At 73.5% G+C, this 26,705-nt stretch carries 21 protein-coding genes; 14 read left to right on the top strand and 7 right to left on the bottom strand.

Annotated elements, in window-relative coordinates:
* Nucleotides 1-385 precede the first annotated feature (385 nt).
* Nucleotides 386-805, top strand: a complete 420-nt coding sequence (locus tag OP18_RS15765) for a hypothetical protein (protein WP_033359672.1) — start codon at nucleotides 386-388, stop codon at nucleotides 803-805.
* A gap of 64 nt (nucleotides 806-869) precedes the next feature.
* On the opposite strand, the gene OP18_RS15770 is transcribed toward OP18_RS15765, so the two are convergent.
* Both OP18_RS15770 and OP18_RS15775 read right to left on the bottom strand, forming a co-directional pair.
* Nucleotides 870-2,081: an acyl-CoA dehydrogenase family protein gene (locus OP18_RS15770; RefSeq protein WP_033359673.1), complete on the bottom strand. Its 1,212-nt coding sequence runs from the start codon at nucleotides 2,079-2,081 to the stop codon at nucleotides 870-872.
* Nucleotides 2,081-3,106, bottom strand: a complete 1,026-nt coding sequence (locus OP18_RS15775) for a phosphotransferase family protein (protein WP_052386794.1) — start codon at nucleotides 3,104-3,106, stop codon at nucleotides 2,081-2,083. The genes OP18_RS15770 and OP18_RS15775 overlap by 1 nt, the downstream gene beginning before the upstream one ends.
* A gap of 243 nt (nucleotides 3,107-3,349) precedes the next feature.
* Here OP18_RS15775 and OP18_RS15780 point away from each other — a divergent pair, with 243 nt between their 5' ends.
* The 7 genes from OP18_RS15780 to OP18_RS59660 all read left to right on the top strand — a co-directional run bounded on the left by OP18_RS15780 (nucleotide 3,350) and on the right by OP18_RS59660 (nucleotide 11,324).
* Nucleotides 3,350-4,123, top strand: a complete 774-nt coding sequence (locus OP18_RS15780) for an ACT domain-containing protein (protein WP_063745526.1) — start codon at nucleotides 3,350-3,352, stop codon at nucleotides 4,121-4,123.
* A 76-nt stretch (nucleotides 4,124-4,199) separates the two neighbouring features.
* Nucleotides 4,200-4,736: an ACT domain-containing protein gene (locus OP18_RS15785; protein ID WP_052386795.1), complete on the top strand. Its 537-nt coding sequence runs from the start codon at nucleotides 4,200-4,202 to the stop codon at nucleotides 4,734-4,736.
* 108 nt (nucleotides 4,737-4,844) lie between these two features.
* On the top strand, nucleotides 4,845-6,098 hold the full coding sequence (locus OP18_RS15790; RefSeq protein WP_033359675.1) for a cytochrome ubiquinol oxidase subunit I: 1,254 nt from the start codon (nucleotides 4,845-4,847) through the stop codon (nucleotides 6,096-6,098).
* A complete protein-coding gene (locus OP18_RS15795; RefSeq protein WP_033359676.1) occupies nucleotides 6,095-7,063 on the top strand; it encodes a cytochrome d ubiquinol oxidase subunit II in 969 nt (322 codons plus the stop codon). Before OP18_RS15790 ends, OP18_RS15795 begins: the two co-directional genes overlap by 4 nt.
* Before the next feature lie 12 nt (nucleotides 7,064-7,075).
* Complete coding sequence (gene cydD, locus OP18_RS15800; RefSeq protein WP_052386796.1) at nucleotides 7,076-8,830, top strand: thiol reductant ABC exporter subunit CydD; 1,755 nt, start codon at nucleotides 7,076-7,078, stop codon at nucleotides 8,828-8,830.
* Nucleotides 8,831-8,915: 85 nt separating this feature from the next.
* Entirely contained in the window at nucleotides 8,916-10,589 is a 1,674-nt protein-coding gene (cydC, locus tag OP18_RS15805) for a thiol reductant ABC exporter subunit CydC (protein WP_052386797.1), read from the top strand.
* Nucleotides 10,590-10,622: 33 nt separating this feature from the next.
* Complete coding sequence (locus OP18_RS59660) at nucleotides 10,623-11,324, top strand: permease prefix domain 1-containing protein (protein ID WP_081970794.1); 702 nt, start codon at nucleotides 10,623-10,625, stop codon at nucleotides 11,322-11,324.
* A gap of 40 nt (nucleotides 11,325-11,364) precedes the next feature.
* Here the strand turns inward: OP18_RS59660 and OP18_RS15815 are convergent, their stop codons facing one another.
* Nucleotides 11,365-11,697: a PadR family transcriptional regulator gene (locus tag OP18_RS15815; protein WP_033359677.1), complete on the bottom strand. Its 333-nt coding sequence runs from the start codon at nucleotides 11,695-11,697 to the stop codon at nucleotides 11,365-11,367.
* Between the two features lie 146 nt (nucleotides 11,698-11,843).
* Between OP18_RS15815 and OP18_RS15820 the strand changes: the two genes are divergently transcribed.
* A complete protein-coding gene (locus OP18_RS15820; RefSeq protein WP_052386798.1) occupies nucleotides 11,844-13,154 on the top strand; it encodes a hypothetical protein in 1,311 nt (436 codons plus the stop codon).
* A gap of 20 nt (nucleotides 13,155-13,174) precedes the next feature.
* Here OP18_RS15820 and OP18_RS15825 read toward each other — a convergent pair whose 3' ends face one another.
* From OP18_RS15825 to OP18_RS15840, 4 genes are all read right to left on the bottom strand, one after another.
* On the bottom strand, nucleotides 13,175-14,023 hold the full coding sequence (locus OP18_RS15825) for a hypothetical protein (RefSeq protein ID WP_033359678.1): 849 nt from the start codon (nucleotides 14,021-14,023) through the stop codon (nucleotides 13,175-13,177).
* Nucleotides 14,024-14,115: 92 nt separating this feature from the next.
* On the bottom strand, nucleotides 14,116-15,000 hold the full coding sequence (locus OP18_RS52565) for a CPBP family intramembrane glutamic endopeptidase (protein ID WP_052386799.1): 885 nt from the start codon (nucleotides 14,998-15,000) through the stop codon (nucleotides 14,116-14,118).
* A 4-nt stretch (nucleotides 15,001-15,004) separates the two neighbouring features.
* The gene (locus OP18_RS15835; protein ID WP_052386800.1) at nucleotides 15,005-15,778 is read right to left on the bottom strand and encodes a CPBP family intramembrane glutamic endopeptidase; all 774 of its coding nucleotides are present in this window, start codon (nucleotides 15,776-15,778) and stop codon (nucleotides 15,005-15,007) included.
* Nucleotides 15,779-15,865: 87 nt separating this feature from the next.
* Nucleotides 15,866-17,113, bottom strand: coding sequence for an Ig-like domain-containing protein (locus OP18_RS15840; protein ID WP_033359778.1), 1,248 nt, complete (start codon nucleotides 17,111-17,113; stop codon nucleotides 15,866-15,868).
* 477 nt (nucleotides 17,114-17,590) lie between these two features.
* On the opposite strand from OP18_RS15840, the gene gltB reads away from it, so the two are divergent.
* The 5 genes from gltB to OP18_RS15865 are packed head-to-tail and all read left to right on the top strand — an operon-like array spanning nucleotide 17,591 to nucleotide 26,632.
* On the top strand, nucleotides 17,591-22,135 hold the full coding sequence (gltB, locus tag OP18_RS15845; protein WP_052386802.1) for a glutamate synthase large subunit: 4,545 nt from the start codon (nucleotides 17,591-17,593) through the stop codon (nucleotides 22,133-22,135).
* Nucleotides 22,128-23,603, top strand: coding sequence for a glutamate synthase subunit beta (locus OP18_RS15850; protein WP_033359680.1), 1,476 nt, complete (start codon nucleotides 22,128-22,130; stop codon nucleotides 23,601-23,603). The genes gltB and OP18_RS15850 overlap by 8 nt, the downstream gene beginning before the upstream one ends.
* A gap of 56 nt (nucleotides 23,604-23,659) precedes the next feature.
* A complete protein-coding gene (locus OP18_RS51215; RefSeq protein ID WP_156089551.1) occupies nucleotides 23,660-24,448 on the top strand; it encodes a neutral zinc metallopeptidase in 789 nt (262 codons plus the stop codon).
* 52 nt (nucleotides 24,449-24,500) lie between these two features.
* Nucleotides 24,501-25,550, top strand: a complete 1,050-nt coding sequence (locus tag OP18_RS57195; protein WP_033359681.1) for a hypothetical protein — start codon at nucleotides 24,501-24,503, stop codon at nucleotides 25,548-25,550.
* A 29-nt stretch (nucleotides 25,551-25,579) separates the two neighbouring features.
* Nucleotides 25,580-26,632 carry a S8 family serine peptidase gene (locus OP18_RS15865; RefSeq protein ID WP_033359682.1) on the top strand — a complete coding sequence of 351 codons (1,053 nt, stop codon included), beginning with the start codon at nucleotides 25,580-25,582 and terminating at the stop codon, nucleotides 26,630-26,632.
* Nucleotides 26,633-26,705 lie beyond the last annotated feature (73 nt).

Raw genomic sequence — 26,705 nt, forward strand, 5'->3', positions numbered from 1 at the left:
TCACGATCCACCGGACGGAACTGCTTCGCCATACCCAATGATCGATCGAGTACCGCGAAAGCGGAACTATCCACACATACCGAAAACGCAACAGGCTCCGTGGCGACAGTGATCCACCGGGTCGATGAAAGTTCGGCATCGGGGTGCGGCGGCTGGGTGCGGGACGGACGGACGGCGACCACCGGGATGCCGCGCGCACGCGCGTGAGTCTGCCGCGCGCCAGCGCAGGCAGTGCGAGCGCAGTGAGCACGGGGGCTCCGGGGTGGGAACCTCCCGGCCGGCCGCGGCGAAAGCCGCCCGAAGCTGGTAACAGCCCGAAGCCAGTGACTGCAGTTTGCGGAAAACGGGAACAGGGCACCCGGTCAATGGAGGAGAGGTGGCTGAGATGACCGCACAGTGGAAGAAGGGTAAGCGGCGCGCTGAGAGCGTGGCTGAGGACGCCTGGGACTACCTGGTGTCCGCGGTCGAGTCGGCGCGGTCGGTGGGCGGGTCCGTGAAGGACCGGGCGTACGACATCGCCGACGAGGCGTCGAGCCGGTACAGCTCGGCGTCGGACCGGGTCGGGTCCGTGGCGGACGAGGCGTGGCACCGGGCGAACCTGGCGTTCGACGCGCTGTCGGGTCGCAAGCAGCGCCAGCCGTGGGGCTGGCTCGCGGTCGCCGTCCTCGGTGGGATCGCGGTCGGCTGGGCGGTGGCGGCCTCGGCGCCGAAGGCCATCCAGGCGGCGCAGGAGCGGTTCGAGGACGAGGAAGACGTGCCGTCGCCCACGTACGAGGCGCCGGCGCCGTACCGCGTCGCGGAATGACGGCGGGCGGGCCGGCTCTGCGGTGACAGGGCCAGCCCGCTCGGCGAAGCTCAGAAGCCGCGGCTCAGCTGTACTTGCGCAGCTCCCGCTTGGCGAGCGACGCGCGGTGCACCTCGTCGGGGCCGTCGGCGAGCCGCAGCGTCCGGGCCTGCGACCACAGAGCGGCCAGGGGAGTGTCCTGGCTGACGCCGGCCGCGCCGTGCGCCTGGATCGCCTTGTCGATCACCCACTCGGCCATCTGCGGCACCGCGATCTTGATGGCCTGGATCTCGGTGTGGGCGCCCTTGTTGCCGACGGTGTCCATGAGCCAGGCGGTCTTCAGGACCAGCAGGCGGGCCTGCTCGATGCGCACCCGGCTCTCGGCGATCCAGTCGCGCACGACGCCCTGCTCGGCGAGGGGGCGGCCGAACGCGACCCGCTCGCTGACCCGCTCGCACATGAGCTGCAGCGCCCGCTCCGCCATGCCGATGAGCCGCATGCAGTGGTGGATGCGGCCGGGGCCGAGGCGGGCCTGCGCGATCGCGAACCCGGAGCCCTCGTCGGCGATGAGGTGGTCGGCCGGGACGCGGACGTCCTCGAACACCACCTCGGCGTGGCCGCCGTGGGCCGCGTCGGTGTAGCCGAACACGTGCATGCCACGCTTGACGGTGACGCCGGGGGTGTCCCGCGGGACCAGGATCATGCTCTGCTGGCGGTGCCGTTCGGCGCCCGGGTCGGTCTTGCCCATGACGATGAAGATCACGCAGTTGGGGTTCATCGCGCCGGAGGACCACCATTTGCGGCCGTTGATGACGTACGCGTCGCCGTCGCGCTCGATGCGGGTGGCGATGTTGGTCGCGTCGGACGAGGCGACGTCGGGCTCCGTCATGCAGAACGCGGACCGGATCTGGCCCTCCAGCAGCGGCTTGAGCCACCGGTCCTGCTGCTCCGGCGAGCCGAAGCCGGCGAGGACCTCCATGTTGCCGGTGTCGGGCGCGGCGCAGTTGAGCGCCTCCGGCGCCAGGTGCGGGCTGCGTCCGGTGATCTCGGCGAGGGGTGCGTACTGCAGGTTGGTGAGGCCGGCGCCGAACCGGTCGTCGGGCAGGAACAGGTTCCACAGGCCGCGGTCGCGGGCCGCCGCCTTCAGCTCCTCGATCACCGGTGGGCGGGCCCACGGGTCGTCGAGCCGCGCCAGCTCCTCCTCGAAGCGCGGCTCGGCCGGGTACACCTCCTCCTGCATGAAGTCGGTGAGCTTCTCGTGCAGCTCGGCGGTGCGCGTGTCGAAGCGGAAGTCCATCAGCTCTCTCCGTTGATCGCTGCGAGACCCTGCGCGAGCAGGGGTGGGACCAGCGCGCCGATCTGGTCGAAGCCGGCGCCGACCGTCTGGCCGTTGGTGTAGCGGAAGTGGATGCCCTCCAGGATGACGGCGAGCTTGTAGCAGGCCATCGCGACGTACCAGTGCAGATCGTCCAGCGGCAGCGGGCTGCCCTCGGCGTAGCGCTCCAGCAGCGCGTCGCCGGTCGGGAAGCCGGCGTCGGCGCCCAGCCCGTCGGCGATCGGGTTGACGCCGATCTTGAGCCGGTCGAGCACCGTCCAGTACGCCAGCAGCAGACCCAGATCGGTGAGCGGGTCGCCGAGGGTGGCCATCTCCCAGTCGAGCACCGCCGCGACCCGCATGGTCCCGGGGTCGACGATGAGGTTGTCGAGGCGGTAGTCGCCGTGCACGATCGCGGTGGTGGCGGAGGCGGGGATGCCGGCGGCGAGCCGGTCGCGCAGGGTCTCCGCGTCCGGCAGGTCCCGGCTCGTCGACTGGGCCAGCTGCTTCGACCAGCGCCGGACCTGCCGCTCCAGGAACCCCTCGGGCCGGCCGAAGTCGGCGAGCCCGATCGCGGCGGGGTCGACGCGGTGCAGGCCGGCGAGGGTGTCCATCATCGCGAACGCCACGTCGCGGCGGGCCTGGTCGCCGAGCGGGTCGGTCTGCCGGCGGCTGCGCAGCACCACACCCGGCACCCGGGACATCAGGTAGAACGGCGCGCCGATGACGCTGTCGTCCTCGCACAGCAGCAGCGCCTCCGGCACCGGCACGGTGGTCGGGCCGAGCGCGGAGATGATCCGGTGCTCGCGGGCCATGTCGTGGGCGGTGGCCAGGACGTGCCCGAGCGGCGGCCGGCGCAGCACGAAGACCTCGTTGAGCACGTACGTCAGGTTGGACCGGCCGCCGGCGATGAGCTCGGCGTGGAGGGGCTCGGCGACGAGGCCGGGGGCCTTGTCCCGCAGGTATGCGGCGAGGCGGGCGAGGTCGAGACCGGGCGGGGTGCTCATACGGCCAGTCCATGGGTGAGACGCGTTCTCTGTCAAGCATCGAGCGAGGTTTTTCACCGCCATTGTCCGTTTTCACGGACTCCGCGCCGACCCGTCGCGGGCGCCGGAGACGTTCCGGCATCGACACCGCGGCGAAACGGCGCGGAAATCCGGGGTCGGCAAGCTGTTCGCAGTACCGGAGAGCAAGACGTACACCAACGGCGGCGTACAGGTCAGCCAAGGACGAACGGGAGGTCGATCTACATGCTGCTGAGGCTGCGAGTGGCGCTCCCCGACCGTCCCGGCTCACTCGGGCAGGTCGCCCGGACGCTGGGTGTGGTCGGTGCCGACATCGTTTCGGTCGTAGTGCTGGAACGCGTCGGTGGCCGTGCGGTGGACGACCTCACCGTGGTTTGGCCGGCTTCGGCCCCTGTCGACCGTGTTCTCACGGGTCTCGCGGCGATCCCAGGCGTTCGCGTGGACGGTGTGTGGCGCGGCACGGAGCTGTCGGAGCCGAGCAGTGGCCGCGAGGTCGCGCTCATCGGACAGGTGGCGGCAAACCCGCAGAACGGCCTGGCAACGGTCGTCGACGCGGCACCGGCACTGTTCGGCGCGGACTGGGCGGTCGCGATCCTGGTCGGATCGGACTGGGCGGGCGGCGGCGCGCGCGCCCAGGCATGGACCGACTCCTCGGTGATCTGCGCCAGCTGGCGCACTCCGGATGTCCCCCCACAGGTGGACATCGCACCACTCCGACCTCGTGCGATCAGCGCAGCTGACGGCGTCCATCTCGCTGTCGCGCCTTTTCAGCGCGGAGGTCTGGTCCTTGTTGTCGCCCGCGGCGGGGCGGGCGGCGACGCTGGAGCACCACCCTTCCACGGCTCCGAGGTGGAACGGCTGGCGCAGTTGGTCGGTGCAACCGCATCTGTGCTGGGGGAACGGCTGGCGGGGCCCGGCTTGGCGGAGCTGGGTGAAGCGGGCGGTTCCGTGACCGGAACCCCCGCTCCCGCCGGCACAACTGCCTCCTGGGCGGCCTGACCGGCGCGGGTCCCGTGGACCCGCGGCGCGTCCCCCTCGGCTGCCCAGGCTGCGTCACAAGCAAGGAGCCCCCCGAATGACCCTCTGGCGTATCCGGGCGACCGTCGACGACCGCCCCGGCTTCCTCTCCGTCCTGACCGCCAGCCTCGCGCTGCGCAAGGTCAACATCCTCTCCGTCCAGGTGCACACCACCGAGTCCGGCGCGGTCGACGACTTCCTCGTCGAGGCGCCCGACGAGCTGAGCGTCGCGGACCTCACCGAGGCGGTCCAGCGGGGCCGCGGGCGCGACGTGTGGATCGCCCAGGCCGACGTGCGGGGGCTCATCGACGAGCCGACCCGGGTGCTCGCCCTCGCGGCGAAGGTGCTGGACGGCACCGCGACCCTGGAGGAGGCGCTCGCGTCGCTGCTCGGCGGCTGCGACATCTCCTGGCGGGCGGACACGTCCAGGGGTGCGGAGGGTTACACCGCGACCGGCATGCAGCTGCAGGACCCGGCCGGCGGCACGCTGTACGTGCGCCGCCCGGCGCCGCCGTTCACCCCGGCGGAGTACGCCCGGGCCCATGCCCTGGTCGGCCTGGCCCAGGTGGCCGGGAAGCGCAACACCGCAGCCTGAGCGACTTCACAGCAGCGCCCGCGCTCCACCGAGCGCGGGCGCTGCTTTTTCGCGTACCTACATGTAGGCTGCCGACATGTTGCTTGGGTACATGTCGGGGGGCAACCTATGACCGCGCTCGACTCCGCGCGCTGGCAGTTCGCCGTCACCGCGTCGCTGCACTTCCTGTTCGTGGCCCTCACGCTCGGCCTGGTCTTCCACGTCGCCGCGACCCAGACGCGCTACGTGCGCACCGGCGATCCCGTGTACGGCCGGATGGCCCGCTTCTGGGGCTCGCTGTACGCGATCAACTACGCCGTCGGCATCGCCACGGGCCTCGTCATGGAGTTCGAGATCGGGCTCAACTGGAGCGGCCTGTCCCGGCTCACCGGCGACGTGTTCGGCGCGCCGCTCGCCCTGGAGACGCTCGTCGCGTTCGTGCTCGAGTCGACGCTGCTGGGCATGTGGCTCTTCGGCTGGGAGCGGCTCAACCGGCGGCTGCACCTGGCCCTCATCTGGGGCGTCGCCGCGACCGCGCTGCTGAGCGCGTTCTGGGTGATGGTCTCCAACGCGTTCCTGCAGCACCCCGTCGGCTACGTGCTCGACAGCGACGGCCGGGCGCGGCTCACCGACTTCACCGCGCTGCTGGGCAACAGCGCCCTGTGGTTCGCCCTCGCCCACGTGGTATTCGCCGCCATGCTCACCGGCGGGATGTTCGTCGCCGGCGTCAGCGCCTGGCACCTGCGCCGCCGCCCCGGCGGCGAGCACACCGAGCTGTTCCGCCGGTCGCTGCGCACCGGCCTGCACAACGCGCTGGCCGGCGTGTTCCTCACCATCGGCTTCGGCTACGCCCAGTTCGGCCCGCTCACGCGGAACCAGCCGACCAAGCTCGCCGGCGGCGACGAGGCCGTCGCCCGGCAGGCCGAGATGGTCGCCAGATACGGCCCCGGCGACTACATCCCCGACGGCATCGTCGGCACCTCGCTCGGCATCATGATCATGGTGGCGAACCTGCTGTTCCTGATCCTGCTCGCCGCGCGGCTGCTCGCCATCCGCGACGTGCTCAGCACCCGGCGCTGGGCCCGGCCGATGCTGTGGCTGCTCACCGCCCTCATCCCGGTGCCGTTCCTCACCGCGATCGCCGGTTGGATCGTCCGCGAGGAGGGCCGCCAGCCGTGGGCCGTCTACGGGCTGCTCAAGACCGCCGACGCGGTGTCACCGATGAGCGACGGCGCGCTGCTGGCCTCCACGGTCGGGTTCACCGCGCTGGTCGTGGGCCTCGTCGCCGTCGACTGGTGGCTGTTGGCCCGCAAGGCCAGACGCGGCCCGGGCGACGAGTTCCTGCCCGAGCCCGAGCCCGCCCGCGAGGAGGTTTCTGTATGAGCACCGTTTGGTACGCGGTCCTGGGACTGCTCTTCATGGCGTACTTCGCGCTCGGCGGGCTCGACCAGGGCGTCGCGCTCCTGCTGCCGCGGCACCGGGGCGACGCCGCGAAGCGGGCCGCGCTCAACGCCGTCGGCCCCCGGTTCCTCGGCAACGAGGTCTGGATCGTCGGCGCCGTCGGGGTGCTCGTCGCCGCGTTCCCGCGGCTGGAGGGGGAGCTGTTCGGCGCGGCGTACCCGGTGGTCGTCGCGGTCGTGCTCGGCCTCATCGCGTTGAACGCCGGCGTGCAGCTGCGCGGCCGGACGGCGCGGCCCGGCGGGTTCGACGCGCTGATCACCGCCGGCGCCGCCGCGCTCGCCGTCGGCTGGGGGCTGCTGCTCGGTGTCGTGCTGCACGGTGTACCGATGACCGCCGACGGCCACGTGCACGGCTTCGCGCCCCTGTCCAGCCCCGCCGTGTGGCTCACCGCCCTGGTCAACGTGGTGCTCGTGGTGGCGAACGGCGCCGCGTACCTCGCCTGGCGCGGCGACCCGGCGAACCGCCGCGTGCTGGACGTGGCGGCCCCCGCCGGCGCCGGGCTCGTCGTCCTGTCGGCGGTGGTCTGGTCCTGGCAGGAGCCGCCCGGCGTGCGCAACCCGCTCCTGGCGGCCGCCCTCGCCGCGGTGACCGCCGGCGCGCTGCTCGCCGCCCGGTACCTCACCGGCGGGCGGGCCGTCACCGCCACGCTTGTGGCGTGCGCCCTACCGGTGATCACGGTCGCCCTGGCCAGGTACCCCGGCGTGCTAGCGTCCACGATGGACCCGGGCGCGACGGTGACCGTCGACAGCGCGGCCGCCGGTGGGGACACCCTCCGGTTGCTCGCCATCGGCGCCGCGCCGCTGCTGCCGGTGCTGGCCGCCGTGCAGATCGCCTGCTGGTGGCTGTTCGGGCGGCGGGAGAGTCGGCCCACCCCTCTCTACTGGTAGGGCACGCGGACGTTGGACAGAAGACTGCTGCGGCTCGGGCCGGTCAGGCACTACGCGACGGTGCTGGCCGGCTCGGCCGTCCTGGCCGCGATCCTCGTCGTCGGCCAGGCCGTCAGCCTCGCCACGCTGCTGTCCGGCGCCGTCACCGGCACGGTGTCCGCCGGCGCCGCGCTCGCCTGCCTCGCGTTCGTGGTGCTGCGCGGCGTGCACGGCGCCGCCGCCACGGCCCTCGCCGGCCGCGCCACCGCCCGGATCAAGGCGCACCTGCGGGCCGAGCTGCTCGACGCCGCCACCGCCCGCGGCCCCGGCTGGCTGGCCGGGCAGCGCGCCGGCGAGCTGGCCACGCTCGCCGGGCGGGGCGTCGACGGGCTCGACGGGTACCTCGCCTCGTACCTGCCGCAGGTGTTCCTCGCCGTCACCGTCCCGCTCGGCACGCTCGGCTGGCTGGCGGTCACCGACGTCAGGTCCGCGCTCGTCGTCGGTGTCACGCTGCCGCTGATCCCCGTGTTCGGCGTGCTCGTCGGGCGGCAGACCGGCGCCCGCACGAAACGCCAGTGGCACCTGCTGCAGCGCCTCGGCGGGCACTTCCTCGACACCGTCGCCGGCCTGCCGACGCTGCGCACGTTCGGCACCGAACGGACCCAGGTCGGCCGCGTACGGGCGATGGCGGAGGCGTACCGGGCCGCCACGATGCGCACGCTGCGCCTGGCGTTCCTGTCCGCGCTCGTGCTGGAGCTGGTGGCGACGGTGTCCGTGGCACTCGTCGCCGTGCCGGTCGGCCTGCGGCTGCTCGACGGGCGGCTGACTCTGGCCGCGGCCCTGGTCGTGCTGCTGCTCGCCCCGGAGGCGTACCTGCCGCTGCGGGCGCTGGGCACCAAGTTCCACGCCAGCCAGGAAGGGCTCGCGGCGTCCGCGGAGATCTTCCGCGTCCTCGACGCCGCTGTTGTCGCTCCGGTACTGACCGCGCCGCGCCTGCCCGACCCGGGCTTCGCCGGGCTCGCGTTCGACCGGGTCGAGGTGCGCTACGGCGACGTGGTGGCGTTGCGTGACCTCAGCCTCGACGTCGCGCCCGGCGACCGGGTCGCGCTCGTCGGCCCCAGCGGCGGCGGCAAGTCCACGATCCTCGCCCTGGTCCTCGGGTTCGTCACGCCGAGCGCCGGACGGGTCCTGGTCGGCGGCGCCGACCTCGCCGGCCTCGACCTCGCCGCGTGGCGGGCCCGGCTCGCGTGGATGCCGCAGCGGCCGCACCTGTTCGCCGGCACCGTCGCCGACAACATCCGCCTCGGCGCGCCGGACACGCCCCTCGAACGCGTCGTGCGGGCCGCGGTCGCCGCCGACGCCGACGCGTTCGTCCGCGCGCTGCCCCGCGGGTACGACACCGACCTCACCCACCACGGCCTGTCCAGCGGCCAGCGGCAGCGGCTCGCCATGGCCCGGGCCTGGCTGCGCGCCGGCGCCACCGGCGCGCCGGGCGCGGACCTGTCGGCCACGGGCTCGCTGGGTGCCGACCTGTCGGCCACCGGCGCGCCGGGCGCGGACCTGTCGGCCACCGGCTCGCCGGGGGCGGACCTGCTGCTGCTCGACGAGCCGACCGCGCGGCTCGACCCGGCCAGCGAGGCGGCGGTGATCTCGGCCGCCGCCCGGCTCGCCGCGGACCGCACCGCCCTGCTCGTCGCCCACCGGCCCGCGCTGCTGTCGGTCGCGACCCGGGTCGTCGAGGTCCGCGACGGCGTCGCGGCGCCACTCGCCGGGGCGGTGACGGCATGACCGGCCCGCAGCGGAGCGAGGAGCTGGTCATCGTGGGCGCAGTTTCGAGGTCAGGGCGGCGCCGGAGCGCAGCGGAGGTGACGCCGTGACCGCCGCGACCGTCGGGCAGGTGCGGCTCTTCGGCCCGGGCGCGCTGCTGCGCCTGGTCTTCGCCGGGCTCCTCGGCGTGCTCACCGAGGTCGCCGGGATCGGCCTGGTCGGCACCGCCACCTGGATGATCGTCCGGGCCGCCGATCAGCCACCTCTCGCCGCCCTCGCCGTGGCGATCGCCGCGGTGCGCGGGTTCGCGCTCGTCAAGGGCGGGCTCCGGTACGCCGAACGCCTGGCCGGCCACGACGCCGTCCTGCGGGTGCTCGCCGACCTGCGGGCCAGGGCGTTCGGGGCGCTCGCCCGGCCGGCGGCCGGGACGCCCGCGGTGTCCTCCGGTGACGTCCTCAGCCGGGTCGTGTCCGATGTCGACGGGGTGCAGGACGCGGTCCTGCGCGGTGCGCTGCCGGCCGGGGTCGCCGCCGTCGTCGGGCTCGCCGGGGTCGCCGGCGTCGCGCTCGCCGACCCGGCCGCCGGGCTCGTCCTCCTCGCCGGCCTGCTCCTCGCCGGGGTCCTGCTGCCGTGGGCCGGGCACCGGCGCACGCCGCGGTCCGCGGCGGCGGCCCGGGGCGAGCTGACGACCGCGACCGTCGACGTGGTGCACGGGGTGGCGGACCTGGCCGCGTACGGTGCCCTGCCCGCCGCCCTCGCCGGCACCGCCGTCCGCGCACGGCGGCTGGCCGCCCTCGAGGCCCGGGCCGCGACGGTCGCCGCGGTCACCGGGGGCGCGGCCGCCCTGGTGCCGGCGGTCGTCGCGGTGTGGATCGCGGTCCTCGCCGGTGGCCGCGCCGCGCCGGTGCTGGCGCTCGTCGCCCTCAGCGTCGGCGAGGTCGTCGTGCCCCTCGCGGCCGCCGCCGTCCGGCACGCCGAGCTGCGCGGCGGCCTGCGCCGGGTCCGCGCCCTGATCGCCACCGCCGGCCCCGCCACCGCCGGCCCCGCCACCGCCCGTGTCCAGGACGCCGCCGGCGGGCCCGACATGGCCGGCGCCGGTGCCGAGGCGGCCGTCGAGCCGCTCGACGAGCCGGTGGAGCTGGTGCTGCGCGGCGTCACCGTCAGGTACGGCGACGACCTGCCGCCCGCGCTCGCCGGGGTGGACCTCGCGCTGCCCGCCGGCAGCCGGGTCGCGGTCGTCGGGCCCAGCGGATCGGGCAAGTCGACGCTGCTCGCCGCGCTCGCCGGGCGGGTGCCGCTGGCCGCCGGCACCGTCGACGGGATGCCCGGCGGGGTCGAGGCGTGGCGGGTCGCCGGGGGCGTGTTCGCCGACGCGCACGTGTTCCACACGACCGTCCGCGACAACCTGCTGCTCGGCCGCGGCGGCGCGCTCGCCGGCGAGGCGCGGCTGCGGCGGGCGCTCACCGACGCCGGGCTGCCCGAGTACGCCGACCGCCTCGACGACGTCGTCGGTGAGGACGGCGCGAAACTGTCCGGCGGCCAGCGGCAGCGGCTGCTGCTGGCGCGCGCGTTGCTCGCGGCGCCGCCGGTGCTGCTGCTGGACGAGCCGACCGAAGGCCTCGACCCGGCCGCCGCCGACGCCGTGCTCGACACCGCGCTGCGGGCCGCCGGGGCGCGGACCGTCGTCGTCGTCACGCACCGCACGGCGCAGCTGAGCCGCTTCGACCGGGTCGTCCACGTCGAGGACGGCCGGGCGAACGTGACCGCGACGACAGGTTGACGGCACCGGACCAGCGTGTGGGAACCTTGACGGGTGGAGGGGGTCTCACACGGTTCCGGCCCGATCGACGGCTACGTCGACGAGCTCGCCGCCGCGCTGCGGGGGCCGCGCCGGCACCGGCACGACATGCTCACGGAGGCGCGTGACAGCCTCCTGGACGCGGCCGAGGCCTACGCCGACGCGGGTCACGACCCGGTCGAGGCGCAGCGCCGCGCCGTCGCCGACTTCGGCACGCACCGGCAGGTCGTCCCCGCCTACCAGGCGGAGCTCGCGATGCTGCAGGGCCGCCGCGTGGCGACCTGGATCGCCCTCGTCCTGCCGGTCATGACGCTGCTCGAGCCGCTCATGTGGTGGGACACCTCGTGGAGCACCGACGACCGGGCCAGCCACGTCTACTGGGTGCTCGTCGACCATTTCCAGTACACGTCGTTCCTCGCCGCCGGGGCCGCCGGGCTCGCCGTCGTCGGGTTCGGGTGGGGCAGCCGATTCCTGCGCGACGGCCTGCGGTACGCGCGCGTCGTCGGCCAGGCGACCGTCGTCTTCCTCGGCATGCACGCCCTGCTCGGCGCCACGGTGTTCGCGCTGAGCCTGCACCAGTGGCCGGCCGCGGCGACCTGGCCCCCGGTCCTCATCGGGATGGTCGTCAACACGGCCGCGTTCGGCTACGCGGGCTGCCTCGCCGTGCGCTGCGTCGCCGCCGCCCGCGCCCCCAGACTCCAGCCCGCCGCCGTGTGACCGGTCCCCGCCGCGGTGCGTGCTCAGCGGCGGGGAGAACTCAGGCGGTCGCGGGCGGGGGCAGCAGCACCGCGCCGATCGTGGTGGTGAACTCCTGCCACGCCGAGCGCTCCTCCGCCAGGACCTTCCGGCCGGCGCTGGTCAGCCGGTACGTGCGGCGCTCCCGCCCGCCGACCGTCGACCAGGCGCTCTCCACGTAACCGGCGCGCTCCAGGCGGCGCAGCGCCGGGTAGACGGTGCCGGTGGGCAGGGTCAGCGAACCCCCGCTACGCTCCTGCAGCGCCTCGATGATCGCGTAGCCGTGGCGGGGTTCGCCGTCCAGCACCGCGAGCAGGAGTGCGTCGAGATGCCCGCGCAGCGCGTCCGCCTTCATGTGTAGCGAGTCTACGGGTTCGCAGCTCACGGCGCCACGAGGGGGTTCGCGGCACCGGGTTGGGGCGGCGGGGGTTTACGGGCGGTGCGCCTGGGAAGAGCCCTGTCGGGTGACCGGTGGTTGGAGCCCGGGAGTCGAGGAGCGGTATGAGGCGGCGGGTCGAGGCCACGCAGGACGTCGAGTCGTTGTGGCCCAACGGGTTGGGGACCACGCTCGCGATCGCCTCGGGACGCGCCCTGGCCTATCGTGGCGGCATCGCCCGCCCGGTCGTCGCCGCTCCACAGTGGACGATGGATCGGACCGGCCGGGTCGGCGCCGACCGCAGCGGCGCGGGCCGTCACGCCCGGCGGGAGCTGGACGCCGAGGACGTCGCGGCCTGGTTCGTCGGGCAGCTGCCCGAGGGCGGTTACGGCGGCCTGGTCGTCGGCTCGCCGCACGGCGCCGCCGTCCACCTCGCGATGGCCCTCGGTGTGCCGTGGCTGCCGGTCGCGTTCGAGGTGCCGACCCCCGAGGTCGCCGCCGGTGAACGCCCCGCGGCCGACGGCGAGCGGCTCGCCCGCGGCATCCTCGCCGACAATCCCGACGTCGGCGTCCGGCAGGTGTACGACCCGGTCTGGCGCGGCTGGTCCGGCGCGGCGACCGCGTACGCCGTGGTCCGGTGGCGCCGGCTGCCGGCCGCGTACCGGCGGTTCGTCGCCGAACGGCTGCACCCGGAGGCGCCGATCGTGGTGGTGCGCGACGTCAGCCGCTGGCAGACGTCCCCCGGGGAGGACGGCTACTCCTTCCAGCTCGGCAGCCGCGCCAGCGGCCTCGGCCCGGGCGACTACCGCGACGACCGGTCGCTGCGCGGGCGGGCGCCCCGCGAGGACAGCGACGGCGAGCGGGCCGTCGACCGGGGACTCGTCGAGGACCTGCGCCGGTACGGCTCGGCCCACGGCCACCCGGTCCGCCAGGTGCTCTACCGGCACCCGGACGTACTCAGCGGCGCCGTCGCCGACCTGTACCGGCAATGGCTGCGCGCCGGCGACCGCACCGCCGGCCGGCTCGTCGTGGAGTGCGGCCGGCTCCTCGACCCGTGGCACGTGCTGCGGGCCGGTCTGGTGCCGTACTGGTGCGAGCATCCGCTGCGCTCGGCGGTGCGGTCGCTGTCGTGGTGGCTGGCCGGCAGCGAGCCGTTCGCGTCCGTCGACGTGTTCGCCGAGCCGCCCGGGATGCCGCTGCCGACGATCGCGCACCTGGAGGAATGGCAGGCGGTCGCTGGGTTCGCGACCCGGCACGGGCTCGTCGACCGGCGCTGCGCCCGGGCCTACCCCACCGGGGTCGTCCCCGGGCACCATGCCACGCAGGTGCTGCGGATGCACCCGTACGACCTGCCCTACCTGCCGTTCCTGGAGGCGCCGGCGGCCCTGTCGGCGATGACGCACAGCGCGCAGACCGACGGTCTGCTCGTCATCTGACGCGACCCGTCCGACAGAGCTCAGGGGGTGTCCTCGGACTTCTCCTTGTTCTTCTGGACCTTGCTGATCACGTCGTGCAGTGGTTTCGTACCGCTGCCGACCACGATGCCGGTGACGATGGCGTCGATCCAGACGGGGATGCCGTCCCAGCTCTCCCCGGCGATGGAGTGCAGCAGGTAGAGGCCGCCGGCCGACGACGCGACGGTCGCCACGGCGGTCGCGATGCCCCACGAGACGAGGCCGCGGCTGGCCCGCCCCTTCTCCAGCATGGACTTGGCGTGCGCGACCTGGATCAGGTCGTCGAGGGTGGCGTCGTGGTACTTGTTGGCGAGGTTCGCCACCGCCGCCTCCAGCTCGCCACGGGCGTGCTTGCCGGGCAGGAACCGGGCGAACGGCTCCAGGATCCGCTCGATCGCGGTCGCGAACGCGAACAGCACCGCGAAGAACGTCGTCGCGTCCGGCAGGTGGATCGCCTGTGCGTTGATCTTGTAGTGCCACAGCGCCCACGACCCGACGCCGCCGGCGGCGACCAGCAGGAACGCCGACACCAGCGACAGCACCGACGCGGGCTGCGGCGGGACGGCGGCGGCCTCGCCACCGGGCGTCGGCTCCGCCGGGCCGGCCGCGGCGATCGCGACGCCGACCTCCTCGCCGGCCGGCGCGGCGCCGGGGTCGGCCGCGGCGTCGGCGGTGGCCTCGGCGCTCGCCGAGCGGGTCGAGGCCCCGGGCTGGAACGGGGCCGACTGGGCGGGCACGTGGGCCCTGCCGATCGCGGGGGCGTCGGCGGGCGCGGCCGGCGTCACCGAGGCGGCCGCGACGACACGGTTGGAGTGGGGGCCGAGCACGTTCGTGCGACGGACGAGAGCCATGGGCGAGACGGTAGCGGTGCGTCGATCCCCGCGCGAGATCCGATTTCCGTCAATACGCCGCGCCGGCGCCTTCGCGGTGCCGACCCCGGTGGCTACTCCGGAACCGCCCGGCGCAGCGTGATCGGCCCGTCAGCGGGTCCGGCGGCGGTCGCGGCGGTCGCCGGTGCGGCGGCCACGGCGGTGGGTGCCGGCGCGGGTGCGGGGGCGGCGGTCCTGGCCGGCCGGCGGCCGACCCACTGGAGCACCCAGGGCACGAGGACGAGGGCGTTCACGTCGAAGACCGCGTGCACCACGATCGGCGCGAGCACCGCCCCGGTCCAGGCGTAGGCGAGGGTGAAGAGCAGCCCGATGAACGTGACCCCGAGGACGCCGCGCCAGCCCTGGTACAGGTGCTGCACGCCGAACACGGCGAGCGACAGCAGCGCCGCCGCCCAGGCGTCCAGACCGAGCAGGCCGACGCCGGCGGCGATGAACAGGCCGCGGTACACGAGCTCCTCGCTGGCCGCGACGCAGACCGAGACCACGACGGCCAGCCGCCGCTCGGCGGGTGTCTGCGCGTGCAGGAACCGGACCCGGGCCAGGGTCGCGGTGGAGCCGCGCACGCCGAGCGCGGGGGTGCCGTCGCGGCGGGCGCGGGCGAACCGGGCGGCCCCGACCAGGCTCGACGGGACGGTCGCGGCGATCGCGAGCCCGGCCGCGACGGCGTCGCCGGCGACGGGTGCGCGCAGGCCCAGGTCGGCGAGGTCGACGCCGTCGGTCCAGACGACGGCGACCGCGGCCACCGCCAGCATCGCCGAGACGCGGATGGCGCCCCGGTACAGCCGCAGCCTGCCGCCCGGGGTCGCGACCAGCCGGTCACGGGCGGCGCGGGCCTTCGCCGTCGACGCGCGCAGCGCGGCGGCGACGCTCGTCACCAGGATGAGCAGGGTCAGCGCGGCGCCGCCGACGTCGAAGCGCGGGTCGATCCAGTCGAGCACGCCGTCATGATGCGGCCTCCACCGCCGCGCTGTCTGCCCCGGCGGCGTCCGCCGCCACGCCGTCCGTCGCGGCGGGGCGCTTCGCCTGGCGGGCGAGCAGCGCCGGGACGAGCAGCAGCGACACCAGGTCGACGGTCGCGTGCAGGGCGATCGGCACGATGAGGTTGCCGGTCAGCGCGTACAGGGTGGTGAACACGACCGCGGCCCCGGTCGTCACGATCATGCCGCGGACGCCCTGGTAGCGGTGGCCGAGACCGAACAGCACGGCGGAGAGCGCCGCCGCCGCCCAGGGGGGCAGGCCGGTGGCCGTGCCGGCGGCGATGAACAGACCCCGGAACACGATCTCCTCGCCGGCTCCGGCGGCGAGGGCCCCGACGGCCGCCCAGCGCCGCTCGGCCGGGGTGGCGGGGCGCAGGAAGGCCAGCGGGTCCTCCGCGGGGTCGATCGCGCCGGCGCGGATGGTGAGCAGTGCCGCGGTCGCGGCGGCCGCGGCCGGCAGGCCCAGCGCGATCAGGACGTCGCCGACGGTGACGGGACGCAGCCCCAGGTCGGCGAGGTCGAGGTCGGGGCCGACGAGGACGGCCTCCAGGGCGATGAGCGCGGCGAGGGTGTTCGTCGCCGCGGACCGCCGGAACGCCGCGGCGAGGCCGCGGGTGCGGATCCGCTCCCGCATCCGGCCCGGCGACGCGCGCACGACGCTGGCGGTGAGCACGAGCACGACCAGCGCCGTGAGGACGACCTCGGTGGCGTGGAACGTCGGGTCGATCCAGGCGAGCACGGCAGCAATCCTGGACCAGCGAAGGGGCCGCTGTCAGCCCACCGTTGCGGTGGAACCGGCAGCGGCCCCTTCGGACTGCTGGTGTCGTCAGGCCGACGGCGAGACGGTGACCGTGGCGCTCGGCTGCGCGCTCGGGTCCGCGGCCGGCGCGGCCGGCGGCGGGAGGGCGCTGCCCTTGACGTACTCGTCCCACGGCTTGTCCCAGTCGGTCCAGCCGTTGCCCCAGGCCAGCTTGCGCGGCGTGTTCTTGACGATGTGCACGTCGCCGATCTTCGTCAGGTCGAAGAGGAACTTCGCGTTCTTCTGCGAGACGTTGGTGCAGCCGTGCGAGACGTTGCGCTTGCCCTGGTCGCCCTCGGACCAGGGGGCCGCGTGGATGTACTCGCCGCCGCTGGTCATGCGCTGGGTCAGGTACACCGTCTCGCGGTACGGGTCGGACGGGTCGGTCGACACGAACAGCTCGGACTGCTGCTTGTCCATGATGACCATCTGGCCGCTGGAGCTCGGCGTCTTGGCCTTGCCCAGGCTGACCGGGATGGTCTTGATGACCTCGCCGTTCTTCTCCACCGTCATCTGGTGGGTCTTGTCGTCGGTCGTCATGATGATCTTGTCACCGATGGTGAAGTTCGTCGTGACGTCCTTGGTGCCCCAGCCGGTCTTCGTCAGCTGCAGGCCACCCGTCGCCAGCCGGACGCTGACCTTCGTGCCGGTCTGCCAGTACTCCTTCGGGCGGAAGTGCACCTCGCCGCCGTTGAACCAGTACCAGGTGCCGACCTGCGGCGGCGTGCTGGTGACCAGCAGCCGCTTCTCGACGCTCGCCCGCAGCTCCGAGGGGACGCTGGAGCCGAAGCGCACGACGATCGGGATGGCCACGCCGTAGACCTTGTTGTCCGACAGGGCCGTCGAGACGTTGACCGTCTTGCCGGGCTTGGCCATGGTGGTGAAGGTGATCTTCTTGCCGGCGCTGTCGCCGGCCGAGGTCACCGTGGCGGTGTACTGCGTGCCGTATTTGAGCTGCTTCCCCGGGATCCAGGTGGTGCCGTCCGAGCGGAGGGCGCCTTCGACCGTGGCGCCGGACGCGTCCGTCAGGGTGACCGACGCGTTCGCGCCGGGAGCGGCCTGCAGGGCGAGTTCGGTGGCGGTCGAGACGCCGGTCGCACCGTCGGCCGGCGCGGTCAGGGTCGCGGTTGGCTGCGCGGCGGACGCGGAAGCCGAGGGGCCGCCGGCACTGCCGCTGTTGCTCCATTTGGGCTTTTCGTCGCCACTGCAGGCAGAGAGAGCGATCAGACCGGCAAGAGCGGTGATCGTGGCCAGTGCGCGTGCGGAGACTCCCATGTCCACACCTCCTTCGTTGGGCTAGAGCATGCACCGGTGATGACACCGGTGTATCCCAGGTTTGTGCCACTCGGTTCAACGCCTGAGCGATCTTGTCGCCGAACTGGTGGCGGGCGATCTTGCCGTGCATCATCGTAGGAAGTAACGGGTGGCGTGAGCCATCCGCTCCTTGGACGTGTTCCAGACTGCCGGAGGTTGCGTCCCGATTCGGTAACGGGCGGTCGCCGGGGTGCCCGGTGTCCGCGACCAAGATCGCGCAGGCGGTCCCACCTGCGGGCTCGTGGGATTTGTCACGATCTCACGTTGTAGGTCGCACCGAGGTGCAGACGGTACGTTGGTCGGCAACATGCGTGGCGGACAGCGGATCACACATGAGGATTCCGCCGCAATCTTCGCGTACACTGGCAAGACTGCTCCGTAAGCTGTTTCCAGGGCCGACGTTGTCCCGACTCGCAATCGATGACGTCAGGAGGCCCGATGGGTTACCCGGGACCGCAGCCGCAGGGCCTGTACGACCCTGCTTTTGAGCATGACGCCTGCGGGGTCGCGTTCGTGGCGGACATCCACGGCCGGCGGTCCCATGACGTCGTCGCCAAGGGGCTGTCCGCGCTGCAGCGCATGGATCACCGGGGCGCCCGCGGCGCCGAGCCCAACACCGGCGACGGTGCCGGCATCATGATCCAGATCCCGGACGCGTTCCTGCGCGAGGTGTCCGGCGTGCAGGACCTGCCGGAGGCCGGCTCCTACGCGACGGGTCTGGCGTTCCTGCCGACCGACGACGAGGCGGCCCAGCGCGCGATGCGCGTGCTGGAGAAGTACGCCCTGGTCGAGGGCGCGCACGTGCTCGGCTGGCGGGACGTGCCGACCGACGCGACGGACCTCGGCGCGACCGCGCTCGCCGCGATGCCGCGCATCCGCCAGGTCTTCATCGCCGCGGAGAAGCTCGGCTCGCCCGGCAGCGTGCTGTCCGGCCTTGACCTGGACCGGGTCGTCTACTGCGTGCGCAAGCAGGCCGAGCGGGAGACCCGCGAGCGCGGCATCCAGCTGTACCTGCCGTCGCTGTCCTCGCGCACCATCACGTACAAGGGCATGCTCACCCCGGACCAGGTCGTGTCGTTCTTCCCCGACCTGTCCGACGAGCGCGTCACCTCGGCGATCGCCCTGGTCCACTCGCGCTTCTCGACCAACACCTTCCCGTCGTGGGAGCTGTCGCACCCGTACCGGCTGATCGCGCACAACGGCGAGATCAACACCATCCGGGGCAACCGCAACTGGATGGCGGCCCGCGAGGCGCTGCTGGCCACGGAGAACCTGCCGGGCAACATCCGCCGGCTGTTCCCGATCTGCACGCCGGAGGCCTCCGACTCGGCCAACTTCGACGAGGTCCTCGAGCTGCTGCACCTGGCCGGGCGGAGCCTGCCGCACGCGGTGCTCATGATGATCCCCGAGGCGTGGGAGAACGACCCGCGCATGGACCCGCTGCGCAAGGCGTTCTACCGCTTCCACGCCTGCCTGATGGAGCCGTGGGACGGCCCGGCGAGCGTCGCCTTCACCGACGGCACCGTCGTCGGCGCGGTCCTGGACCGCAACGGGCTGCGCCCCGGCCGCTGGTGGCAGACCGCCGACGGGCTGATCGTGCTGGCCAGCGAGGCCGGCGTGCTCGACCTCGACCCGGCGACGATCGTGGCGAAGGGCCGCTCGGCCCCCGGCAAGATGCTGCTCGTCGACACCGCCGCCGGCCGGATCAAGACCGACGACGAGATCAAGTCCGAGCTGGCGCAGGCCGAGCCCTACGAGGAGTGGCTGCACGCCGGCCTCATGGACCTCGACCAGCTGCCCGAGCGCGAGCACGTCGTCTACACGCACGACTCCGTGCAGCGCCGCCAGCAGACCTTCGGCTACACCGAGGAGGAGCTGAAGATCCTCATCGGGCCGATGGCGCGCAGCGGTGCCGAGCCGCTGGGCTCCATGGGCACCGACACGCCGGTCGCCGTGCTCTCCACCCGGCCGCGGCTCATGTACGACTACTTCACCCAGCTCTTCGCGCAGGTGACGAACCCGCCGCTGGACGCCATCCGCGAGGAGATCGTCACCAGCGTCGCGGCCACCATCGGCCCCGAGGGCAACCTGCTCAAGCCGGGCCCCGCGTCCTGCCGGCAGATCGCCCTGCCGTACCCGGTCATCGACAACGACGACCTGGCCAAGCTGCTGCACATCGACGACGACGGCGACCTGCCCGGCTTCAAGGCCGTCCGGGTCTCCGGCCTGTACCCGATCCGCGACGGCGCCACCGGTCTCAAGCGCCGCCTCGTGGAGATCATGCGCGGGGTGTCCGAGGCGATCGAGGACGGCGTGCGCGTGCTCGTGCTGTCCGACCGCGACTCGACCGTCGACCTGGCGCCGATCCCGTCGCTGCTGCTCACCGCCGCCGTGCACCAGCACCTGGTGCGCGAGCAGACCCGCACCCAGGTGTCGCTGGTCGTGGAGTCCGGCGACTGCCGCGAGGTGCACCACGTCGCGCTGCTGTCCGGCTTCGGTGCGTCCGCGGTCAACCCGTACCTGGCCTTCGAGAGCGCCGAGGACCTCATCGCGACCGGCGCGCTGCCCGGCCTCGACCCGGAGAAGGCGGTCCACAACTACGTCAAGGCGCTCGGCAAGGGCGTCCTGAAGATCATGTCCAAGATGGGCATCTCGACCGTCAGCTCGTACTGCGGCGCCCAGGTCTTCGAGGCCGTCGGCCTGGACCCGCGCCTGGTCGAGCGGTACTTCACCGGCACGCCCAGCAAGATCGGCGGCATCGGCCTGGCCGAGATCCACGCCGAGATCGCCGCCCGGCACGCGCGCGCCTACCCGGCCAACGAGGCCGAGGCGGCGCACCGGCGGCTCGAGGTCGGCGGCGAGTACCAGTGGCGCCGCGAGGGCGAGCTGCACCTGTTCAACCCCGAGACCGTGTTCCTGCTGCAGCACGCGACCCGCTCCCGGCAGTACGACGTCTTCCGGCGGTACACCGCGAAGGTCGACGAGCTCGCCGGGCAGGCCGGCTCGCTGCGCGGGCTGTTCGAGCTGCGCACCGGGGTCCGCCCGCCCGTGCCGCTGGAGGAGGTGGAGCCCGCCACCGAGATCGTCAAGCGGTTCGCGACCGGCGCCATGTCCTACGGCTCCATCTCCATGGAGGCGCACGAGACCCTCGCGATCGCGATGAACCGCATCGGCGGCAAGTCCAACACCGGTGAGGGCGGCGAGGACCCGGAGCGGCTGCACGACCCGCGCCGGCGCTCCGCCATCAAGCAGATCGCCAGCGGACGCTTCGGCGTCACCGCCGAGTACCTGGTCAACGCCGACGACCTGCAGATCAAGATGGCCCAGGGCGCCAAGCCCGGCGAGGGCGGCCAGCTGCCGGGCAACAAGGTGTGGCCCTGGATCGCCAAGACCCGCCACGCGACCCCGGGCGTCGGGCTGATCTCCCCGCCGCCGCACCACGACATCTACTCCATCGAGGACCTCGCCCAGCTGGTCTTCGACCTCAAGAACGTCAACCCGACGGCCCGCGTCCACGTGAAGCTGGTCTCCGAGGTCGGCGTCGGCACGGTCGCCGCCGGCGTGGCGAAGACCAAGGCCGACGTCATCCTGATCTCCGGCCACGACGGCGGCACCGGCGCCTCGCCGCTCAACTCGCTCAAGCACGCCGGCACGCCGTGGGAGCTCGGCCTCGCCGAGACCCAGCAGACGCTGCTGCTGTCGGGGCTGCGCGACCGGGTCAGCGTCCAGGTCGACGGCCAGCTCAAGACCGGCCGCGACGTCATCATCGCGGCGCTGCTCGGCGCCGAGGAGTTCGGCTTCGCGACCTCGCCGCTCATCGTGTCCGGCTGCATCATGATGCGCGTGTGCCACCTGGACACCTGCCCGGTCGGCATCGCCACCCAGAACCCGGCGCTGCGCAAGAAGTTCACCGGCAAGCCCGAGTTCGTCGAGAACTTCTTCTGGTTCCTCGCCGAGGAGGTCCGCGGGTACCTCGCCGAGCTGGGCTTCCGCACGCTGGACGAGATGATCGGCCACACGGAGCTGCTCGACGTGCGGCCGGCCGTGGAGCACTGGAAGGCCGGCGGGCTCGACCTGACCCCGCTGCTGCACGTTCCTCCCCTCGCCGACGACGCCGCGCGGCGCCAGACCACCAAGCAGGACCACCGCTTGGAGCGGGCGCTGGACAACCAGCTCATCGCCGCGGTCACGCCGGCCCTCGACGAGGGTGCGCCGATCAAGCTGGAGATCGCCGTCCGCAACGAGCACCGCTCCGTCGGTGCGATGCTCGGCGGCGAGATCGTGCGTCGGGTCGGCGGTGCGGGCCTCCCCGACGACACCGTGGACGTTACGTTGCGCGGCACCGCCGGGCAGTCCTTCGGCGCGTGGGTCCCCCGCGGCGTCACCCTCCGGCTGCTCGGCGACGCGAACGACTACGTCGGCAAGGGCCTGTCCGGCGGGCGGCTCATCGTGCGCCCCGACCCGGCCGCGCCGTTCGTGGCCGAGGAGCAGATCATCGGCGGCAACACCGCCCTGTACGGCGCCACCGGCGGTGCGCTGTTCATGCGCGGCAAGGTCGGCGAGCGGTTCGCCGTGCGCAACTCCGGGGCCGTCGCGGTCGTCGAGGGCGTCGGCGACCACGGCTGCGAGTACATGACCGGTGGCACCGTGGTCGTGCTCGGCCCGACCGGGCGGAACTTCGCCGCGGGCATGTCCGGCGGCGTCGCGTACGTCTGGAACCTCGACCACTCCCTGGTCAACGCCGAGCTGGTGGACCTGGAGCCGGTCACCGACACCGCCGAACTGCGGGCGCTGGTGAGCGCGCACCTGGAGGCGACGGACTCCGCCGTGGCGGCGCGCCTGCTGGACGACTGGGACGCGTCCGTCTCCCGGTTCACCGCCGTCGTGCCGCGCGACTACAAGCGCGTCATGGAGGCCAAGCGGGCCGCCGAGGCAGCCGGCCGCGACGTCGACGCGGCTGTCATGGAGGTGGCGCGTGCCTGACCCGAACGGTTTCCTGCGCTACGAGCGGCGACTGCCGGCCCGGCGACCCGTCCCGGTCCGGCTGCGCGACTGGCGCGAGGTGTACCCGTCCGCGTCCGACGAGCTGATCACCGAGCAGGCCAGCCGCTGCATGGACTGCGGCATCCCGTTCTGTCACGACGGCTGCCCGCTCGGCAACCGCATCCCCGACTGGAACGACCTGGTCCGCACCGGCAACTGGGACTTCGCGATCGAGGCCCTGCACGCGACCAACAACTTCCCGGAGTTCACCGGGCGGCTGTGCCCCGCGCCCTGCGAGGCCGCGTGCGTGCTGTCGATCGCCGGCGGCCAGCCCGTCACGATCAAGCAGGTCGAGGTCGAGATCATCAACCGGGCCGTCGCCGCCGGGCGGGTCACCGCCCGCCCGGCACCCGAGCGGTCCGGCAAGAGCGTCGGCGTCGTCGGCTCCGGCCCCGCCGGGCTCGCCGCCGCGCAGCAGCTCGCCCGGGCCGGGCACGACGTCGTGGTGTACGAGCGCGACGACGCCCTCGGCGGCCTCCTGCGGTACGGCATCCCCGACTTCAAGCTCGAGAAGGGCCACATCGACCTGCGGCTGGACCAGCTGCGGGCCGAGGGCGTGCGCTTCCAGACCGGCGTCAACGTGGGCATCACCGTCTCCGTCGACGACCTGCGGGCCCGCCACGACGCGCTGCTGCTCGCCTGCGGCGCGCTGCAGGGCCGCGACACGCCCGAGACCCCGGGCCGTTCGCTCGCCGGCGTACACCTGGCGATGGAGCACCTCGTCGAGGCCAACCGCGTCGTCGCCGGCCGGGTCCCCGCCGCCTCCATCTCCGCCGCCGGCAAGAACGTGATCATCATCGGCGGCGGCGACACGGCGGCCGACTGCCTCGGCGTCGCGCACCGCCAGGGCGCCAGGTCGGTGCTGCAGCTGGACCAGTACCCGCTGCCGCCGGCCGAGCGCGACGAGACCCGCGACCCGTGGCCGACGTGGCCGTGGATCCTGCGCAACTACCCCGCGCACGAGGAGGGCGGCGAGCGCGCGTTCGCCGTCGCCGTCACCGCCTTCGAGGGCAACGACGACGGCGACCTCACCGGGGTGCGCATCGCCGAGGTCCAGGTGTCCAGAGTGGACGGCCAGCGGATCGTGACCGAGGTGCCCGGCACCGAGCGGCTCTACCCGGCCGAGCTCGTCCTGCTCGCCATCGGCTTCGAGGGCACCGAACCCGGCCCGCTGCTCAACAACCTCGGCCTCACCCGCAACCGCCGCGGCGGCATCGACACCGGCCCCGACTGGCAGAGCGCCGCGCCGGGCGTCTTCGTCGCCGGCGACATGCACCGCGGCGCGTCGCTCATCGTCTGGGCGATCGCCGAGGGCCGCTCGGCGGCCGCCTCGATCCACGCGTACCTGGGCGGCGACGGCACGCTGCCCGCCCCGGTCGAGCCGTCGGCGGTCGCGCTGTCCGCCTAGGGTTGCGAAACGGGAGCGGCTCTCATGCGGGGCCGCTCCCCGGGTACCCCTCGGCCATGAACCGCACCCCTCTGTTCGCTTCGCTGTGCTGCACCGTGTTCCTGCTGGTCGCGGGTGGTCCCGCGGCCGCGGCCCCGGCCGATCCGCCGCCGTTCTGGGCGCCTCGGATCCCGTCGCTGCCCGTGCCCGCTCCTGCTCCTTCCGCCGCCCCCGCCTATGTCCCGCCGTCCTACTCGCCGCCGCCTCCGTCCTCCTCGGCGCCGTCGTACTCGTCTTCGGACTCGTCGTTCGCCAGTGACGTCAGCATCGCGCTGCGGGTCGTCGAGCGGTACTGGAGCTCCCGCATCGTCGGCTTCCGTCCCGTGTCGCGGGTCGTGCCGTACCGCATCGACGGCGAGCTGATGTGCGGCTCCCAGCCGATCCCGACCCAGAACGCCGCCTACTGCCCCGTCGGCGACTTCATCGCCTACGACGTCAACTGGTCCGAAGAGGTCTACCAGGACCTCGGCGACGCCTTCGTCTTCTACCTCCTGGGCCACGAGTACGGCCACGCCGTCCAGCAACGCCTCGGCATCAACTACGCCTTCACCATCCAGCAGGAGCTGCAGGCGGACTGCTTCGCCGGCGCGTACATCGGCGACTCCATCAAGGTCGGCGACTTCACCCTCGAGGACGGCGACCTCGACGAGCTGCGCTCCGGCCTGCTCTCCGTCGCCGACCCCGACGACGAGCCCTGGTTCAAGGAAGGCGCCCACGGCTCCGCCGCCCAACGCACCGGCGCCTTCTTCGACGGCTACGAGCAGAGCCTCGACGCCTGCGACATGCCCGCCACCTATCACGGCTGATCCTGCGGTACCGTCACGACTGTCAATTGCACATCGTGGCGGGGAGGGCGCGATGAGTGATCACGGCTACCGCCGCTGGCGGCTGCCCCAACTCTGGCAGATGCTCGCCGCCGACAACCCCACCGACGCCCACCTCCACCTTGCCACCCTCCGCCGCCAGCAGACCGCCCTGGAAACCCAGCGCGACCGCCTGCGAACCCTCCGGGACCGCCTCGCGGACGGCTGGCCCCCGGAGCGCAGCGAGGCGGCGACGGCCTTCATCCAGCGCCTCAACGACATGATCCGGGCGATGTCGCTCACCGCGACCGGCGCGGCCGAGGTCCGCTCCAACCTGAGCCTGATCACCGACGCACTCGACCGGGCCCGCCGCGAGCTGGCACCCCTGGTCGCCGAGTACGAGAAGACCACGAAGCTGCCTGACCAGCGGGTCGGCGAACACGCCCGCAGGCTCCTGGACGACCACGCCCGCCGCATCCTCATGACCGCGGACGCAGCGGTGTCCGACCCCGCGGCCGCTCTGGATGTCGCACTTCCAGCCTACGAGCGGTTCAGTATGCAGGGCACCGTGGCGGTGCCGGTAGACGGCGGCGGCGGTTCCACGGGCACGAGGACCGGTCGTCCCGCGACGCCCCAATTCGACCCGCCGGAGCCGGCCGCCGCCGAGCCACCGGAGTTCGAGCTCGCCGGCGGAAGCGGTCCGACATCGACCGTCACGCCGGTCGCCGACCCGGCCGGATCGATCGGCGGGCTGGTCGACCACTCCGTGCTCGGCCCGGGTCGGGTGCTGGGCCGCGTCGTCCGGCCCACTGGTGTCGCGGCTGCCGGGCCGGGCGCGACAAACGGCAACCCAGGCGTGCGCGGCGGCGCGTTGAACACCCAGTCGGCCATCGGTGCGCCGGGCTCCGGTGCTGCGGGTGCGCGTGGCGGCGTGGGCGGCATGGGTGGCTACCGCGCGTCCGATACGGCCACCAGCCGCCGCCGCACGCCGGAGGAAGGCGGCGGCGAGTCCTGGTCGGTCCGGCAGGGAGTGCCACCGGTAATCGAGGCTCCGCCGAGCCGCCCCCACGACGCGGGGCCGGGCATCATCGGAATAGATCGTTGAGGGCCCGCCGCCCGGCGTTGCTGGTGTGCATGGCGTTGTCGCTGATCATCGCGGTCCCGAGCCGTGCGACCGCCGATGGCATCCGTGACCGGCAGTGGCACCTGAAGGCATTGCGGATCGCGCAGGCGCAGGAGATCACGCGGGGTGCGGGCGTCGTCGTGGCGGTCATCGACACCGGGGTCGACGACCGCCACGGCGAGTTGTCCGGGGCGGTGCTCCCTGGCAAGGAGTTCGGCGAGCAGCCTGCAGATGACGGCAAACGTGACACTGACGGCCACGGCACGGCGATGGCCGGCCTCATCGCCGGGCGCGGCCTGTCCGGCAGTGCCGGCGTCCTGGGTGTCGCACCGGAGGCGACCATCCTGCCGGTGCAGACGCTGCACAGCGAGTTCGGCGGTTCCCCGATCGATCTTGGGTCCGGTATCGCCTGGGCTGCCGGACAGGGCGCGAAAGTCATCTGCGTCGCGGCCGGCACCAGCGAGTATCCCGAAGTCAAGACGGCGGTCGAGGCTGCCGTGAAGGCAGACGTCGTCGTTGTCGCCGCCGCCGGCAACCTGCCGCAGGCGCGGCAGGTCGCGTTCCCGGCGAAGCTGCCCGGCGTGTTGGCCGTCGGGGGGACGGACAAGGACGGCAACCACACGCCCGCTTCCGCCACCGGTCCGGAGGTGGCGCTGGCCGCGCCCGCGGTGGACATCGTCTCCACCGGGGCGTTCGGTAAGTACGTCACCGGCGACGGCACCAGCAACGCCACGGCGATTGTGGCTGGGGTGGTGGCGTTGGTGCGGGCGAAGTACCCCGACCTGTCCGCCGTGGAGGTTGTCCGGCGGCTGACCGCCACCGCTACCGACCGGGGCAAGCCGGGCCGGGACGACGAGTACGGCTACGGCATCGTCAACCCTGTCGCGGCGCTGACGGCGTCCATCGGCCCGCCGGCCGCCGCGGCGTCGTCGTCGACCGCGGATCGGGCCGGACCGGGCGGCGGCTCGGGGCAGTCGCCGGTGGTCTGGGTCCTGCTCGGCGGCGGGGCCGCGGTCGCCGCCGCCGGCCTGCTGCTGCGGCGCCGCCGACGGCCGTCGGGGTAGTGGTCGTCACGCTGCGCGGTTGAGGCGATTCCGGGCGTCACCGGGGCCCTCGGGTGCGGTACCGTCACGACTG

Source organism: Dactylosporangium aurantiacum (assembly GCF_000716715.1).
Taxonomy (GTDB): Bacteria; Actinomycetota; Actinomycetes; order Mycobacteriales; family Micromonosporaceae; genus Dactylosporangium; species Dactylosporangium aurantiacum.

What these genes read in the sequence shown, in the direction of transcription:
- OP18_RS57195 (WP_033359681.1), top strand. Translation starts at nt 24,501, where the DNA reads ATGAGTGATCACGGCTACCGCCGCTGGCGGCTGCCCCAACTCTGGCAG.
- OP18_RS15815 (WP_033359677.1), bottom strand. Translation starts at nt 11,697, where the DNA reads ATGAAGGCGGACGCGCTGCGCGGGCATCTCGACGCACTCCTGCTCGCG.
- OP18_RS51215 (WP_156089551.1), top strand. Translation starts at nt 23,660, where the DNA reads ATGAACCGCACCCCTCTGTTCGCTTCGCTGTGCTGCACCGTGTTCCTG.
- gltB (WP_052386802.1), top strand. Translation starts at nt 17,591, where the DNA reads ATGGGTTACCCGGGACCGCAGCCGCAGGGCCTGTACGACCCTGCTTTT.
- OP18_RS15795 (WP_033359676.1), top strand. Translation starts at nt 6,095, where the DNA reads ATGAGCACCGTTTGGTACGCGGTCCTGGGACTGCTCTTCATGGCGTAC.
- OP18_RS15775 (WP_052386794.1), bottom strand. Translation starts at nt 3,106, where the DNA reads ATGAGCACCCCGCCCGGTCTCGACCTCGCCCGCCTCGCCGCATACCTG.
- OP18_RS15770 (WP_033359673.1), bottom strand. Translation starts at nt 2,081, where the DNA reads ATGGACTTCCGCTTCGACACGCGCACCGCCGAGCTGCACGAGAAGCTC.
- OP18_RS15790 (WP_033359675.1), top strand. Translation starts at nt 4,845, where the DNA reads ATGACCGCGCTCGACTCCGCGCGCTGGCAGTTCGCCGTCACCGCGTCG.
- OP18_RS15840 (WP_033359778.1), bottom strand. Translation starts at nt 17,113, where the DNA reads ATGGGAGTCTCCGCACGCGCACTGGCCACGATCACCGCTCTTGCCGGT.
- OP18_RS15865 (WP_033359682.1), top strand. Translation starts at nt 25,580, where the DNA reads ATGGCGTTGTCGCTGATCATCGCGGTCCCGAGCCGTGCGACCGCCGAT.
- OP18_RS15820 (WP_052386798.1), top strand. Translation starts at nt 11,844, where the DNA reads ATGAGGCGGCGGGTCGAGGCCACGCAGGACGTCGAGTCGTTGTGGCCC.
- OP18_RS15825 (WP_033359678.1), bottom strand. Translation starts at nt 14,023, where the DNA reads ATGGCTCTCGTCCGTCGCACGAACGTGCTCGGCCCCCACTCCAACCGT.
- OP18_RS15765 (WP_033359672.1), top strand. Translation starts at nt 386, where the DNA reads ATGACCGCACAGTGGAAGAAGGGTAAGCGGCGCGCTGAGAGCGTGGCT.
- OP18_RS15785 (WP_052386795.1), top strand. Translation starts at nt 4,200, where the DNA reads ATGACCCTCTGGCGTATCCGGGCGACCGTCGACGACCGCCCCGGCTTC.
- OP18_RS15780 (WP_063745526.1), top strand. Translation starts at nt 3,350, where the DNA reads ATGCTGCTGAGGCTGCGAGTGGCGCTCCCCGACCGTCCCGGCTCACTC.